Annotated in this window: 9 protein-coding genes; 7 read left to right on the forward strand and 2 right to left on the reverse strand. The window is 33.1% G+C overall.

Features of this window, described 5'->3' with window-relative positions:
- Positions 1 to 57: 57 nt before the first annotated feature.
- The 7 genes from HSX10_RS10805 to HSX10_RS10835 all read left to right on the forward strand — a co-directional run bounded on the left by HSX10_RS10805 (position 58) and on the right by HSX10_RS10835 (position 14960).
- Positions 58 to 1236, forward strand: coding sequence for an alpha/beta hydrolase (locus HSX10_RS10805; protein WP_173588239.1), 1179 nt, complete (start codon positions 58 to 60; stop codon positions 1234 to 1236).
- Positions 1237 to 1437: 201 nt separating this feature from the next.
- On the forward strand, positions 1438 to 2796 hold the full coding sequence (gene radA / locus HSX10_RS10810) for a DNA repair protein RadA (RefSeq protein ID WP_173588240.1): 1359 nt from the start codon (positions 1438 to 1440) through the stop codon (positions 2794 to 2796).
- A 266-nt stretch (positions 2797 to 3062) separates the two neighbouring features.
- The gene (locus HSX10_RS10815) at positions 3063 to 9572 is read left to right on the forward strand and encodes a DUF8693 domain-containing protein (protein ID WP_173588241.1); all 6510 of its coding nucleotides are present in this window, start codon (positions 3063 to 3065) and stop codon (positions 9570 to 9572) included.
- 152 nt (positions 9573 to 9724) lie between these two features.
- On the forward strand, positions 9725 to 13129 hold the full coding sequence (ileS, locus tag HSX10_RS10820) for an isoleucine--tRNA ligase (RefSeq protein ID WP_173588242.1): 3405 nt from the start codon (positions 9725 to 9727) through the stop codon (positions 13127 to 13129).
- 4 nt (positions 13130 to 13133) lie between these two features.
- Complete coding sequence (locus HSX10_RS10825; RefSeq protein ID WP_173588243.1) at positions 13134 to 13514, forward strand: TraR/DksA family transcriptional regulator; 381 nt, start codon at positions 13134 to 13136, stop codon at positions 13512 to 13514.
- 42 nt (positions 13515 to 13556) lie between these two features.
- On the forward strand, positions 13557 to 14267 hold the full coding sequence (locus HSX10_RS10830) for a DUF4097 family beta strand repeat-containing protein (RefSeq protein WP_173588244.1): 711 nt from the start codon (positions 13557 to 13559) through the stop codon (positions 14265 to 14267).
- A 27-nt stretch (positions 14268 to 14294) separates the two neighbouring features.
- Positions 14295 to 14960: a lipoprotein signal peptidase gene (locus HSX10_RS10835; protein ID WP_173588245.1), complete on the forward strand. Its 666-nt coding sequence runs from the start codon at positions 14295 to 14297 to the stop codon at positions 14958 to 14960.
- Here the strand turns inward: HSX10_RS10835 and HSX10_RS10840 are convergent.
- Positions 14914 to 15477 (reverse strand): 5-formyltetrahydrofolate cyclo-ligase, encoded by a 564-nt coding sequence (locus HSX10_RS10840; RefSeq protein WP_173588246.1) that lies wholly within the window; start codon positions 15475 to 15477, stop codon positions 14914 to 14916. The two genes, HSX10_RS10835 and HSX10_RS10840, sit on opposite strands and share 47 nt — an antisense overlap.
- Positions 15474 to 16442: a succinylglutamate desuccinylase/aspartoacylase family protein gene (locus HSX10_RS10845; protein ID WP_173588247.1), complete on the reverse strand. Its 969-nt coding sequence runs from the start codon at positions 16440 to 16442 to the stop codon at positions 15474 to 15476. The genes HSX10_RS10840 and HSX10_RS10845 overlap by 4 nt, the downstream gene beginning before the upstream one ends.
- Between the last annotated feature and the right edge of the window lie 2 nt (positions 16443 to 16444).

A 16444-nucleotide genomic window follows, 5' to 3' on the forward strand; every position in this document is an offset into this window, starting at 1 on the left:
GACGATTTTTAGTGATAATTGAGTATGTTTGAATTCCCGAATTTAAACCTACTTATTATGAGAAAAAATGTTCTTATAGCCCTTGCTTGTCTATTTTGTGCAACTTCTTTTGCTCAAATTACATACCGGACAATTTCTTCGTCAAAATTGTCTACTGAACGTAAATTAAAAATAAAACTTCCTAAGGATTATGATTCTAAATCGGATCAAAAGTATCCTGTAATTGTTGTATTTGATGGTGATTATTTATTTGAACCGGTAGTTGGTCAAGTAGATTTTCAAACTTATTTTGATAATATGCCAGGCTCTATAGTTGTTGGTGTTATGCAAGGTGAGGATCGTTTTTATGATGCTTATTATGATCCTGCAACAGGTTTGCCAACAGAATCGGGTTTAAGATTTCACGATTTTATTTCAGAAGAATTATTACCTTATATAGATAAAAAATACAACACAAGTAAATTTAGAGTTGCCGTTGGTCACGATACGATGGGGAATTTTATTAATTCGTATTTATTTAAAGAATCACTTGCTTTTCAGGCCTATGTATGTATTAGTCCAGATTTTGTAGGGTCTTTAAATAATTTCGTGTCAAAACGTTTATCGCTTTTTAAAGATGATATTTTTTATTACATGGCAACATCAGAAAAAGATATTCCTCAAATACGTGAAAGCATACTTTCTACTAATGAACAAATTAAAACATTAGATAATCAGCACTTAACATATTATTTCGATGATTTTAAAAATGAAACTCATTATACTTTAGTAACAGGAGCACTTGCTAGATCTTTTGAAAAGATTTTTGACATTTACAATCCTCTTAGGGAGAAGGAACTTGAAGAAAAAGTATTGCCTTATGAAGGAACTTTAGATCGTTATTTAACAGATCGCTATGAGAGAGTAGAAAAATTATTTGGGATTAAAAAAGAAATTAGTGAGGCTGAAATAGAAAAAGTAGCAAAAGTAGCAGGGCAACGTGAAGATTTAAAATCTCTTGTTAAATTAGGTCACTTAGCTAATAAACTTCACCCAGAATCTTTGTTGGGGACTTACTATTTAGCGCAATCTGCTGAAGAATTAGGGAAAACTAAAAAAGCCAAAAAACTTTATGAATCTGCATTAACATTAAACGATGTAAGTCATATTAATAGAGATTTCATTTTTTCTAAAATAGATGAGCTTACAGTAACTGATTTAGATGAAGAAAGTGATGAAATTGAAGATGAAGAATAGAAAACATCAATTCTCTACCGATTATCTATTACAATATTTATACGATAATATTAAATTGTATTTGTTTACTAATTGGCAATCCAGGTTGGCAACACTTAAAATTTTAGCAATTGTGAGTTGGTTGAAAGACATCAACTAAAATTGTTTTAATTTAGTCGTTTTAAATTTTAAAAAAGATTCCTGTTATCTAGGGAAGTGAACATGGCTAAAGTAAAAACAACCTTTTTCTGTCAGAATTGTGGCAGTCAATATGCTAAATGGCAAGGACAATGTACCTCTTGTAAAGAGTGGAACACAATTGCAGAAGAAGTAATCCAAAAACCTGAGAAGAGCGATTGGAAATCACCAACAACTTCTTCAAAGCGTACTACAAAACCCTTATTAATTAATGAAATTGACACCTCTAAAGAGGCGCGTTTAGATATGCGTGATGGTGAATTTAATAGGGTGCTTGGAGGCGGAATGGTATATGGCTCTTTAACACTTTTAGGTGGTGAGCCAGGAATTGGGAAAAGTACATTATTACTTCAAATAGCCTTAAAATTACAATATAAAACCCTCTATGTTTCTGGTGAAGAAAGCCAAAAGCAGATAAAAATGCGTGCAGAACGTATCAATCCAATTAGCAGTAATTGCTATATTCTTACCGAAACAAAAACACAAAATATCTTTAAACAGATTGAAGCGTTAGAGCCAGATATTGTTATTATCGATTCTATTCAAACGTTGCATAGTGATTATATTGAATCTTCTGCAGGGAGTATTTCTCAAATTAAAGAGTGTACTACCGAACTTATAAAATTTGCTAAAGAAACGGCAACTCCTGTTTTATTAATTGGACATATTACGAAAGACGGAAATATAGCAGGACCAAAAATATTAGAACACATGGTAGATACGGTGCTTCAGTTTGAAGGAGATCGTAATCATGTCTTTAGAATTCTTCGTGCTAATAAAAACAGATTTGGATCTACTAATGAGCTTGGTATTTACGAAATGCAAGGCTCTGGTTTGCGTGAAGTTTCTAATCCATCCGAAATTTTAATTTCCGAAAAAGATGATGAGCTTTCTGGTAATGCTATTGCGGCAACTCTTGAAGGTATGCGGCCTTTAATGATTGAGGTTCAGGCCTTGGTAAGCACAGCGGTTTACGGAACACCACAGCGTTCTGCTACTGGTTTTAATGCAAAGCGTCTTAATATGTTGTTGGCTGTTTTAGAAAAGCGAGCAGGATTCCGATTGGGAGCGAAAGATGTTTTTTTAAATATAACAGGTGGTATAACTGTTGATGATCCGGCTATTGATTTAGCGGTTGTTGCTTCCATTTTATCCTCTAATGAAGATGTTGCTTTACCAAGAGAATATTGTTTTGCTGCCGAAGTCGGTTTGTCTGGAGAAATCCGCCCTGTACAACGTGTAGAACAACGCATTCTTGAAGCCGAAAAATTAGGGTTTTCTACTATTTTTGTTTCTAAATATAATAAAATAGCTCTTAAAAATTCAGTAATTAAAATTCAATTGATCTCTAAGATTGAAGATTTGGTAGGTTTTTTGGTTTAAGTCTTCTTATTTTCGATTTAAAAGGAGCGATTAGTTTTAGGTGCTTGATTCAAAGTATTCTCTTTTTATTTGTCTATTGATAAATGTTTTTTATATCCGATTAGATTGATTTTTATGCATTTAATCTATGTTATGTGTTTTTTGTCGAATAAAAAAATGCATTTTGCCGGATAAAAATGCATTTTGTCGTGTTTTTTAATTAATATTGGCATCGGTAAATATGTGCCGATATGTAATTAATTGATAATAAACACTTTGTATATATTATGTTGACAAAAAACAATTGGAGGCTTTTATTTATGCTTTTTTTTATGTCCTTTGGGACTCATGCTCAGGCTGATTATTCTACTTTATCTGATGGTGAAACTGTTATTGTAAAGAATGAGTTTTTTGATTATGGGGTTAATATCAGTACGGGGGGGACTACTTCTCAAGATCCTACTTTATCATCAGGTGATTCTTGGGATTTTACAGCAACTGTTAACAATGGACGTATTGATTATTCTAGTGAAAAAGTGGGTTCTTCAGCAAATAGTTTAAGAATTACAGACTGGTGGAATAATACAGATTACGTAGAGTTTAACGAGGTAAATATATCTAGTGAAACCGATGTTCAGTTCTCTATTGCTTATGCGACTAACAATCAATTAGGTAGTGGTGATAAATTAAATTTAATTTATTATTTAGATAATGTCGCTACGACAGTTGTTTTAGTTCAAGGAGGAAATGGTGAGGTGAATTTTGATTCTTCTTCAAATAATGGAACTTCTCAAAATAACCCTTTTACATTAGATCTACCAGATAATGCTACTTCTTTTAAATTTAAGATAGAATTGGATGCTGATTCATCTGGAAGTAATGAAATGGTTTATATAGATGATGTGTATTTAACTTCTGGTTCTGCCTCTGGGGATGGAGATTCTGTAGAGAATGATTATTGTGAGCCCGAAGAAGTTGATAATAGTAATATTTATTTTATATCTAATGTTGATTTAAATGGTATTGATTATACAACGACAGGTGATACAGGAGAGTATTATGATTATACAGATATAGGGCAATCAGGAATTTTAAACTTAGGAGAAATACAAACGGGTTCTGTAACTGTTACTCTTAATGATTGGAATGAAAAAAACAACCTAATATCTTTATGGGTTGATTTTAATCAAAATGGTGATTTTGAAGATGGTGGTGAGTCTTTTGGTTTTCCATTTATAGGGGAGAGCAATGAGACTATGGTTATACCAATTAGTTTTTTAGTTCCAGAAGATGCAACTATAGGAGAAACAAGGCTTAGAGTAACTCTAATGGGAGAAGTTTCTTCCTCTCTTGTCTATGATTCATGTCGTCTTGGTTATAGGTCAGGCGAAATAGAAGATTATAATGTTAATATTTTACAAAGCTATTGTACACCAGATAGTGATTCAGAAGGGACTCATTACCTTACTAATGTTACATTAGAGGGGGATACAAGTGATATTGATAGCGACTCTGGAGATGATGGCGGGTATGCAAATTATTTTAGCAATGGTCAGTATGCAGATTTGTCTATGGGAACTGAATACTCACTTGAGGTTTCTTCGGGTGCTAATACGGAAAATTTGAGTTCTACGGTTTTTATCGATTATAATCAGAATGGTGTTTTTGATGCTGATGAGAATGTGTCTTTTATAGAAGATATTTATGATAGTGGGAATTCTATGAACTTTACTGTGCCTGTTACAGCCATTGAAGGAGTAACGGTAATGCGTGTAGGTATTAAAAATTATTATAGAAATACGGATTACCCTTGCGGTAACAACGATAATGCAGCAGAAGAATTTGAAGACTATAAGGTTTTTATTGGTAGTGAGTTAAATACGTCAGATAGGGATGGAGATGGAGTTGCAGATAGTGCAGATGTAGATAGTGATAATGATGGTATACTAGATATAGATGAAGGTGCTTTATGCGATGAAATAACTCAAAGCCTGTCTTATGAATTTTACGATATAAATGCCTCACCAAGTGTAGGCAATATTCCAACTACGGGAGCCACAGCAACAGGGAGTGTTTCTGAAATTAATGTAGACAATCTGTGGAATATGGTTACGCCAGGAGAGAGTAATGATTTTGCCATTCGATATACTGGTTATATTACTATTAGTTCAGAAGAAACATATACGTTTTATACAAGTTCAGATGATGGTTCTAAATTATTTATTGACGGCAATGAGATCGTTGATAATGATGGGGATCATGCTTTTCAAGAAAGATCGGGAACTATTACACTAGCTCCGGGGAATTATCCAATTACTATATTATTCTATGAGAGAACTGGAGATGAGACTTTAAATGTGTCTTATTCTAGTGCAACTATTTCTAAAATGTCTATTCCTTTTACTGTATTGTCAGAAAACAATTGTAAGGATACAGATAGTGATGGAATTCCAGATTATTTAGATTTAGATTCAGACAATGATGGTATCTTCGATATTGAAGAAGCAGGTAATGGAAATTTAGATACCAACAACGATGGTTTAATTGATAGTAACGATGCTTCGTTTAACGATGGTAACAATAATGGAGCAGACGATGCAGCGGAAACTACAACACCAATAGATACTTCTGGTGACGGTAATTACGATTTTCAGAATATAGATAGTGATGGTGATGGTTGTTATGATGTTATAGAATCGGGTCATGTAGATAGTAATGCAGACGGACAAGTAGATGGTGCGGGCAGTAGTGTTAGTGGGTTAATTATAGGTGCTTCAACGGCATACACAGGTACAACTACAAATGTGACTACAGCAATAGAGGTTACTGTAGATGACACAGCTTTAGTGGGTCAGTTGGTCTTAGCGGGAGTATCTGCAAGTTTTACTGTAACTAACGTAACTGCAACAAGCACAACTGCATTTACAACAGGGGGTTTGCCAGATTATTCAAATAGTCCCACAGATGTAAGTACAGCTTTAATATACCAATGGCAGTTAAATGGTGTTAATTTAACTGACGGAGGTATTTATACAGGTGTCACATCAGTTAGTTTAAACATTTCAGATGTTACAGGATTAGATGGTAGTGTATACACTTTAGTAGTGACACATGCGGATAATTTATGTGTTCAAATTGAAAACAGTGCCACTCTTAATTTAGATGTAGATACGGATGGTGATGGTATAGGGGATGCTACAGATTTAGATAGTGATAATGATGGTATAACAAATGTAGATGAAGGTGTTGTATGCGATGAAATTAGTAATAGTCTAGCTTATGAGTTTTATGATATAAATGTTACACCAAGTGTAGACAATATCCCAACTACAGGAGCTACAGCAACAGGTAGTGTGTCTGAAATAGATGTAGATGCACTTTGGTCTATGATTACACCTGGAGATGATGATAATTTTGCTATTAGATATACGGGTTTTATTTCTATTAGCACAGATGAAATATATACATTTTATACAAGTTCTGATGATGGTTCTAAATTGTATATTGATGGCAATGAGATTGTTGATAATGACGGAGATCATATTATACAAGAAAAATCTGGAACTATTATACTAACTCCAGGTACTTATCCAATTACTATATTATTTTATGAGAGAAGTGGAGACGAAACTTTAAGTATATCTTATTCGAGTGCAACTATTTCAAAAACAGTAATTCCTTTTTCGGTATTGACAGAAAATATTTGTACCGATACAGATAATGATGGAATTCTAGATTATTTAGATATAGATTCAGATAATGATGGTATACCAGATAATATTGAGGCACAAACAACATGGGGGTATATTTCTCCAAGTGGTAGTGGAACATCAATGGTAGATTTAAACAACGATGGTATTGATGATAATTACGAATCTGGTTTTACAAGTTTAGAAGATACTGATGGTGATAATATTCCAGATTATATAGATTTAGATAGTGATAATGATGGGACTCCAGATATAGAAGAAAATGGAATGGCTAATACGCTATCAGATAATGATACCGATGGAGATGGATTAGATGATAATTTTGAGGGGAGCAATGTTTCTGATTCGGATGTTAATGATGAAATAGATAATCCTAGTGCGTCTATTTTACCAGACACAGATGGTGATTTAGTCTTAGGAGGGGATTTAGACTATAGAGATGAAATTGATATGTATTTTTCTTCAGCAACAGTAAATTTTGATGGAGAAAATGATTACCTAGAAACCGATCCTTTTATTACTGATTGGGATAAAGGAACCATTATGGCTTGGGTAAAAATTGAGTCTAACACAGCGACGGGAAATTTAAGTGTTAACTATAGTATTGCTGGTCAGCAATACATGCGACTAGTAATAACAAAAGGAAGACAGCTTTCATTTCTTGTTTATACTCAAGCGCAAGTTACAGCATCTAGTAATTACCCCAATAGTCTTTATGTAACATCTGATGTTAGTGAAATGGAAAATGATGTTTGGTATCATGTTGCTGGTGTTTTTGATTCTACATCAAATTCTCTAAAATTATATCTTAATGGTGAATTATTAAATACAGTAATAGATGCAGACTTAAACTCTACATTACTTACCAAAAATTATAACGGTACGGATCACATTTATTCTACTAGGCCATTTGTAATTGGTAGATATCCAACAAATACAAATCCGGCTGGATCTGACCATTTTAATGGAGAAATTGATGAGGTTAGAATATTTGATGAAGCTTTATCTGCAACTCAAATACAACAAATGGTATATCAAGAAATTGAAAATAATAGCGGTATTCTAAGAGGTAAAATTATTCCTAAAAACATTCAGGATTTGCAGAGTTTAGAACAAGTATCTTGGAGTAATCTTCAAGCCTATTATCCAATGTCTAATATTTTAAAATCAGAAGTGCAAGATGAATCAGGTTACACACATGATTTAGAAATGTATAATATTAATGAAGTACAGTTGCAAACGGCACCTTTACCATACGTCACAAAAGCAGATGGTGATTGGACAGATGCAAATACTTGGTTGCATGGTGATGTGTGGGATATTACTACAAAGGCAGGTAACGAAGATGATGCAACAATTTTAGAGGTTAAACATAATCTTAATGTATCTACAAGTCAAGGTATGATTGGTTTAATCGTAGATGAAGATAAAAAGTTTTCTATAAAAGAAGATAGTGGCTTGTATAATAATTGGTATTTAAAATTAGATGGTAGTATTGATTTAGAAGGAGAATCTCAATTAATTCAAACAGAAAATAGTGATTTATTTGTTTCAGATACTGCAAAATTAGAACGCGATCAACAAGGAACGGCTAATTTATATGCTTATAATTATTGGTCATCTCCAGTGCATTCAAGTGATGCTATAACTAGTTCTATTGTAACTTCAGCTGTAACTTATAGTGTTCAAGATGTGTTGTATGACGGAACAAATTCGACTTCACCAGGTGATATTACTTATGTTTCAGGTAATGATGGGGCAATATCTCCTTTTTCTATTGCAAAGCGCTGGTTATATACATATGAAAACTTACTGTCAAATACGTATTCTGCTTGGCAACAAATAACGCCTGGTGAAGACTTAAAAGTTGGTATAGGTTATACGATGAAAGGTGCAAGTTTACTAGAAGAAATAGAGGATCAGAATTATGTATTTATAGGGAAGCCTAATAATGGAGAGATTAAGCGTAATTTATTTTCAGGAAATAGTTATTTGGTTGGAAATCCGTATCCTTCTGCAATTGATGGTTATCAATTTATATTAGACAACGAAAATGTTATAACTGGTACGCTTTATTTTTGGGAACATTACGGAGGAGATTCTCATTATTTAAGTGGGTATCAAGGTGGTTATGGGTTGTATAATCTTTCGGGTTCAATACCTCCTTTAGAAGATGTTGAGAGTTCATCTGCAGAGCCAAATGAAGATGTAAGTCAAGAAGGGGAATCAACCAAAACACCAAAACGTTACATTCCTGTAGCTCAGGGCTTTTTTGTTATATCTCAAGATGGCGGAGATATAGAATTTAATAACGGGCAGCGTAAGTTTGCAAAGGAATCTGAAGATGTTTCAGTGTTTATGAGATCAAGTTTTAACAATGTTACAGCTGATTCAGATTCACAAGGGTTAGAAGATATGCGTCCTAAATTTAGAATAGGGTATAAGTCTCCTAATAACTACAAACGTCAATTACTGTTAACTGTTGATGAAAATGCAACTTCAGAGATAGATTGGGGTTTTGATGGTGAGTTAAATGAAAGTAATGTAGAAGATATGTTTTGGAAGATAGAAAACGAGAGCTATCTTATTCAAGGTGTAGATGCTGTTTTAAACACTACAATTTTACCATTATCTGTAAAAACAAGTGAAGGTGGAATTATTGAAATTAGTATTGATGCTTTAGAAAATGTTTCTAATGATATAGAAATTTATTTACAAGATGATAATGTTTATCATGATTTAAGAGCAGGGAATTATTTAGCTACAGTAGATGCTGGTGTTATCAATGACCGATTTAATATTGTTTTTGAAACTCCTGAAATACTTTCAATAAACGAAAATACTTTAGATAATGAATTGTTAATGTATTATGATACTAATCATCAGTCTTTCGTTATCTCTAATAAAGAAAATAGATTGATTAAAAATGTTAGGGTTTATAGTGCTTTAGGTAAGAAAATAAAGACTCAAAAAGTCGATTCTAATAGGGTTAATATAGAGTTGCCTGTTTCTTTACAAACCGGAGTCTATCTTTTTGAAGTAGAAGCAGAAAATACGAAAACAACTAAAAAAATACTGATTCCATAAGTTTTAATTTCTTAAGGACATAATTAGTGAAATTCAGATACAGATCTCACCGGTTTTTAAAGCCTGTGAGATCTTGTTATGTTTACCAATTATTATCTTATAATATTTCCCTAAAATTCTGTAATTTCGCACCTCGAAAATAAAACAGAATAATGAGCACAAAGTTCCCTGAATACAAAGGACTTAACTTGCCAAACGTTGCAGATGAAATCGGTAACTATTGGGAAGCTAACGATATCTTCGATAAAAGTGTAACCACAAGAGAAGGAAAACCACCTTTTGTTTTTTTTGAAGGACCTCCTTCAGCAAACGGTTTGCCTGGTGTACACCACGTTTTAGCACGTGCGATTAAAGATATTTTTCCACGTTATAAAACCATGAAAGGTTTTCAAGTTAAACGTAAAGCAGGTTGGGATACGCATGGTTTACCCGTAGAACTTGGCGTAGAAAAGGAACTTGGTATTACCAAAGAAGATATTGGTAAAAAGATTACTGTAGAAGACTATAACGAAGCGTGTAAAAAAACCGTTATGCGTTATACGGATACTTGGAACGACCTTACCAAAAAAATGGGTTATTGGGTAGATATGGACGATCCGTACATTACCTACAAATCTAAATACATGGAAAGTGTATGGTGGTTGCTCAAACAGATTTACGAAAAAAACTTAATATATAAAGGGTATACCATTCAGCCGTATTCACCTAAGGCAGGGACAGGTTTAAGTTCGCACGAGTTAAATCAACCAGGAACTTACCAAGATGTTACCGATACTACTATTGTTGCTCAGTTTAAAGCCAATGCAGATTCATTGCCAGAATTTCTTCAGAATGAAGGTGATATTTTCTTTTTAGCATGGACAACAACACCGTGGACGCTTCCTAGTAACACGGCATTAACTGTTGGACCTAAAATAGACTATGTTTTAGTTGAAACTTATAATCAATACACATTTAAACCTATGAATGTGGTTTTGGCTAAGAATTTAGTCAATAAACAATTTGATGGAAAGTTTAAGAAAGTTGAAACAAAACCAGAATTAATTGAGTATAAAGAAGGCGATAAAAAAATCCCTTTTTATGTCGTTAAAGAATTCGTTGGAAAAGATTTAGTAGGGATCACTTACGAGCAATTATTGCCATACGCATTACCAAACGATAATCCTGAAAATGCTTTTAGAATCATCTCTGGAGATTTCGTAACGGTTGAAGATGGTACAGGTATCGTACATACAGCACCAACATTTGGAGCAGATGATGCCTTGGTTGCCAAACAAGCCTCACCAGAAATTCCACCACTTTTAGTAAAAGATGATAATGGTAATTTAGTGCCATTAGTAGATTTACAAGGAAAGTTTAGACCAGAAATGGCTGAATATGCAGGTAAATATGTGAAGAACGAATATTATGATGATGGTGAAGCACCAGAACGTTCTGTAGATGTAGAGCTTGCTATTCAATTAAAAACAGAAAATAAGGCTTTTAAAGTCGAAAAATATAAGCACAGTTACCCAAATTGTTGGAGAACCGATAAGCCAATTTTATACTATCCGTTAGATTCTTGGTTTATTAAAGTTACCGACGTTAAAGGGAGAATGCACGAGTTAAATACGTCTATTAACTGGAAACCAAAATCAACTGGTGAAGGACGTTTTGGAAACTGGTTAGCAAACGCAAACGACTGGAATTTATCGCGATCTCGTTTTTGGGGAATTCCATTACCAATCTGGAGAACAGAAGACGGAAAAGAACAAATTTGTATTGGTTCTGTTGCAGAATTAAAATCTGAAATAGCAAAATCTGTAGAAGCAGGTGTAATGTCTGAAGATATATTTGCTGAATTTGAAGTTGGTAACATGTCAGAAGCCAATTACGAAACTATCGATCTGCATAAAAATGTAGTTGATAAAATTGTTTTAGTTTCAGCATCAGGTCAACCGATGAATCGTGAAAGTGATTTAATTGATGTTTGGTTCGATTCTGGTTCTATGCCTTATGCACAATGGCATTATCCTTTTGAAAATAAAAACTTAATTGATAATAAAGAAGCATTTCCGGCAGACTTTATTGCTGAAGGTGTAGATCAAACACGTGGATGGTTCTATACGCTTCATGCTATAGGAACTATGGTTTTCGATTCTGTAGCCTACAAAAACGTCGTCTCTAACGGATTGGTTTTAGATAAGAATGGCCAAAAGATGTCTAAGCGTTTAGGTAACGCCGTAGACCCTTTTGAAACCTTATCTAAATACGGGGCAGATGCCACACGTTGGTACATGATTAGTAATGCTAATCCTTGGGATAACTTAAAATTTGATAGCGAAGGTATTGCTGAGGTGAGTCGTAAGTTTTTCGGAACACTTTATAATACGTATTCATTCTTCACATTATATACCAATATTGATGGTTTTAATTATAGTGAAGCAGATCTTCCTTTAGAGGAACGTCCAGAAATTGACCGTTGGGTACTTTCAGAATTAAACACCTTAATTCAACGTGTAGATCAATACTATGCAGAATATGAGCCAACAAAAGCAGCACGAGCAATTTCAGACTTTACACAAGATCATTTAAGTAACTGGTACGTGCGTTTAAGTAGAAGACGTTTTTGGAAAGGGGACTATCAAACCGATAAAATTTCGGCCTACCAAACACTTTATACGTGTATGGAAACCATCGCAAAGCTTGGTGCACCAATTGCACCATTCTTTATGGATCGTTTGTATTTAGATTTAAATGCTGTGACTAAAAAAGAAACTTTTGAAAGTGTGCATTTAGCAGATTTCCCAATTGCAGATACCAATGTTATTGATGCTGTTTTAGAGCGTAAAATGTATAGTGCGCAAACCATTTGTTCATTAGTATTGTCCTTAAGAGCTAAAGAAAAAATTAAGGTACGTCAGCCACTTCAAAAAATAATGATTCCTATTCAGAATCAACAACAAAAAGAAGAGATCGAAGCTGTTTCTGAGTTAATTAAACATGAAGTTAACATTAAAGAAATAGAACTTTTAGAAGATGCTTCTGATATCTTAGTGAAGCAGATAAAACCTAATTTTAAGACTTTAGGTCCTAAATTTGGTAAGGATATGAAGCTGATTGCTAATGTAGTAAGAGGTTTTAGTGCTGATGATATTAAGAATATTGAGCAAAATGGAACTATAGACGTTGAGATTAACGGAAAAAATATTACTTTGGGACTTGATGATGTGGAGATTACATCGCAAGACATTGAAGGATGGCTAGTAGCTAATGAAGGCGCTTTAACAGTGGCTTTAGACGTTACTATCAATGAAGATTTACGTGAAGAAGGAATTGCTAGGGAGTTAGTAAACCGTATTCAAAATATGCGAAAAGACTCAGGATTTGAGCTTACTGACAGAATTGACGTACAAATTCTGAAAGATGACCAAATCGTTAAGGCCATATCTTCAAATGAAGCGTATATTAAATCTGAAACATTAACAGAAGATTTACAAATTATGGACACTTTAAACAATGGTATAGAAATTGTATTTGATGACGTAAATACCAAATTGTTTATTAAAAAACATTAAGACTATGGCTACAGAAACTAAAATTAGATACGCTGATAAAGATTTAGAAGAATTTAGATTAATACTTCAAGATAAAATTAAAAAAGCAGAGCACGACTTACAACTTATTAAGAGTGCTTATATGAATGATTTTGATAATGGGACTGATGATACATCACCTACATTTAAAGCATTTGAAGAAGGAAGTGCAACGATGAGTAAGGAATCTAACTCAGCATTGGCAATTCGTCAAGAGAAATTTATTCGCGATTTAAAAAATGCGATTATCCGTATCGAAAATAAAACGTTTGGTATTTGTCGTGTTACAGGAAAACTGATTAACAAAGAGCGTTTAAAGCTAGTGCCACATGCCACTTTAAGCATTGAGGCAAAGAACATGCAATAAGTTTCTGTAAAAACAGAAATCTTATTTAATTGAGATTATATTTTGAATACCACTAAAATCATAAAACCTTTAGGTTATACTTTTATGGCTTTAGTCTGTGATAATAAAAGACCTTATCGATTTTTACAATCGGTAAGGTCTTTGTGTTTTATAATGGTGCTCTTTTTTTCGGTCTTTATTTCGTCAGCTCAAAATAGGCTTGAAAAACAATTGTCTGCCGCGCAAATAGAAACGATTACCATTAACGGAGATCAGATTTTTAATATTTCGGTTTCAACATCAAAAACAAATCATATTAGTGTAATTTCTACTTTAGATGGCGAATATCAAAATGATTTTCAGATCGTTTTAGAAGAAGAGAATCATACACTTTATTTAAGTTTAGAGCATTTGTCGTTATTTGATATTCCAGATGATAAACGAAGTGCACATAAAGTTATAGCAGCCACTTTACAGTTGGTAATTCCAGAAAAATTAGCTGTAAATATTATAAGTGATATTGGTTCTGTGGCTTTAGAAGGAGATTTTAAATCGCTTTATATTGAATTGTTAAGCGGAAAATGTAATATGGAAGGTACATCTAATATCGCAACAATTAATACAATAGACGGTGATATTAATGTTATTGCAGAAGGGGTTTTTGAAGCAGATTCTAATCATGGTAAAATTTCTATAGATGCGCTTTTTAATTCAAATTCTATATGGAAGTTAAAATCTATTAATGGAAATATTACAGTTGCAAAGCCCAATTAATCCTTTATTTTTACTTAAAATCATTGCATGTCTTTAAAGAAAGCCTCATTTGTCGTTATTTTAATTTTATTGATAGACCAAATCAGTAAAATTTATATAAAAACTCATTTTCAGTTAGGTGAAGATGTTACTGTTTTTTCTTGGTTTAAAATTGCTTTTATCGAAAACGACGGTATGGCTTGGGGAACCAAATTGAGTGATTTTACCACTTTAATTTCAGATAGATCAGCAAAATTATTTTTAACATTATTTAGAATTGTCGCTGTTACAGGTATTGGGTTTTGGCTAGTAAATGTTACTAGGCAAAAGAAATCTAAAACCTTGGTGTTTGCTATTTCTATCATTTTTGCGGGTGCTTTAGGTAATATCTTAGATTCTGTTTTTTACGGTGTTTTATTTAATGATAGTATAATGCAAGTCGCAACGTTTCTACCCGAAAATGGTGGTTATGCAGATGTTTTTCATGGTAATGTGGTAGATATGTTACATTTTCCTATTTGGAGTGGTGTAATGCCCGATAACTTGCCGTTAATTGGTGGGAAGTATTTTTCTTTTTTCGACCCTGTTTTTAATGTTGCAGATATGGCGATTAGTACAGGAATAGGAATTTTAATTGTGTTTAATAAAAAGGCATTTGAAGAGCCTGCTAAAATTGAAACACCCGATTTGGAGTTACACAATAATCCAACTTAATATCATTTTCTGAAGCCTCAAACGTTTCGTCTTCAACATCAAAAAAAGACAGGCCGATTTTTAGAGTTTCAGGTTTGCAATTGGCTAAAAAACGATCGTAAAACCCTTTTCCATAACCAATTCTTTGTCCTGTTTTATCAAAAGCTAAAAGTGGTATAAAAACTACTTCTAATTGCGATGATGGAATTTCTATACCATCAACCGGTTCTGGGATGTTGTATTTATTCTTTTTAATTCTGGTATTATCCATAAGCAAGTAGTGCGTCATGGAATAATCTTCAAAATTACTTTTAGAGATAATGATGTTCTTATCCTTCCCAGAAAGAATATTTAAAATGTAATCGGTGTTAATTTCCTTTTGTTCTTCAATAGTTAAAAAGAGATGAAAAAAGGTTTTACTCCAAATGTCTAATTTTAATAATTGATTAGCGATTTCAATACTAAAATTTTCTACTTGATTTTCTGTTAACTCTTTTCTTAACTGTTTATATTTTTTACGAAGTTCTGATTTTTTCATGCTTTAACTTTTGTTGAAATATGAAAAATAGCATCGCCTTGGTATATGATTGGAGATTCGTTTATATTAAAAATATAGCCATCATTTGGTGCTTTAACAAAATGATTAAAACTACCATAAGGATCTGTAATATTACCTAATACATCTCCTTTTTTAACTTCAGAATTAATGATTACCGTTGCTTTAAACATGCCTGAATATTTAGCTCTAATCCATTTGCTTTCTAGAAGACAAATGCACGGATTTTTAGCTTGTGAAGCTTTAAAATTACGGTTAAGCATGTTAAGGTGATATAAAACACGTTTAATGCCATTAACACCTATGTTGGTAATTGTGTTGTCAATATTAGAGGATTTTCCACCTTCAAAAAGTAGAATCGGAATTCCGGCTTTCTGACACGTTTTCCGAAACGATTTACTAATATTACTAGAATAAAAAATAAAAGGTGCTCCAAAAACCTGAGCTAATTCTTCTAATTTATCGTCATCTTTAGTAATGCGTATATGAGCAGAATTAAAACGATCGGCTCCACCGGTATGAAAATCTAATACCAAATCTGCATGTGGTAAAATTTCAGTAACTAATTTATTAGCCACTCTACTGGCTAAAGAACCGCCACTTACACCAGGGAAAACACGATTAAGATCACGACCATCTGGAAATAGACGATCTAAGTGAATAAAGCCAAATACATTGATTACCGGAATGCAAATAATAGTACCGCGTTTGGGTTTATTAATTCCTTTAGAAATAATTTGACGTACAATCTCTACGCCATTAACTTCATCCCCATGGATACCTGCTGTAATTAAAACAACAGGTCCTGGTTTTTTAGAACGCTCAATAATTACAGGAACATCAATAGTGTTTTGTGTATGTAATTTAGCAACATTAAAGTTGACTTTGGCGCTTTGTCCTAAGCCTACATCTTTGCCTAAAATTCGTAATATATCGGGTTCGTCCATGT

It is taken from the genome of Winogradskyella undariae (assembly GCF_013285155.1).
GTDB classification, from domain to species: domain Bacteria; phylum Bacteroidota; class Bacteroidia; order Flavobacteriales; family Flavobacteriaceae; genus Winogradskyella; species Winogradskyella undariae.

Excerpts from the sequence above, each read along its gene's own strand:
- HSX10_RS10805 (WP_173588239.1), top strand. The coding sequence starts at position 58 with ATGAGAAAAAATGTTCTTATAGCCCTTGCTTGTCTATTTTGTGCAACT.
- radA (WP_173588240.1), top strand. The coding sequence starts at position 1,438 with ATGGCTAAAGTAAAAACAACCTTTTTCTGTCAGAATTGTGGCAGTCAA.
- HSX10_RS10815 (WP_173588241.1), top strand. The coding sequence starts at position 3,063 with ATGTTGACAAAAAACAATTGGAGGCTTTTATTTATGCTTTTTTTTATG.
- ileS (WP_173588242.1), top strand. The coding sequence starts at position 9,725 with ATGAGCACAAAGTTCCCTGAATACAAAGGACTTAACTTGCCAAACGTT.
- HSX10_RS10825 (WP_173588243.1), top strand. The coding sequence starts at position 13,134 with ATGGCTACAGAAACTAAAATTAGATACGCTGATAAAGATTTAGAAGAA.
- HSX10_RS10835 (WP_173588245.1), top strand. The coding sequence starts at position 14,295 with ATGTCTTTAAAGAAAGCCTCATTTGTCGTTATTTTAATTTTATTGATA.
- HSX10_RS10840 (WP_173588246.1), bottom strand. The coding sequence starts at position 15,477 with ATGAAAAAATCAGAACTTCGTAAAAAATATAAACAGTTAAGAAAAGAG.
- HSX10_RS10845 (WP_173588247.1), bottom strand. The coding sequence starts at position 16,442 with ATGGACGAACCCGATATATTACGAATTTTAGGCAAAGATGTAGGCTTA.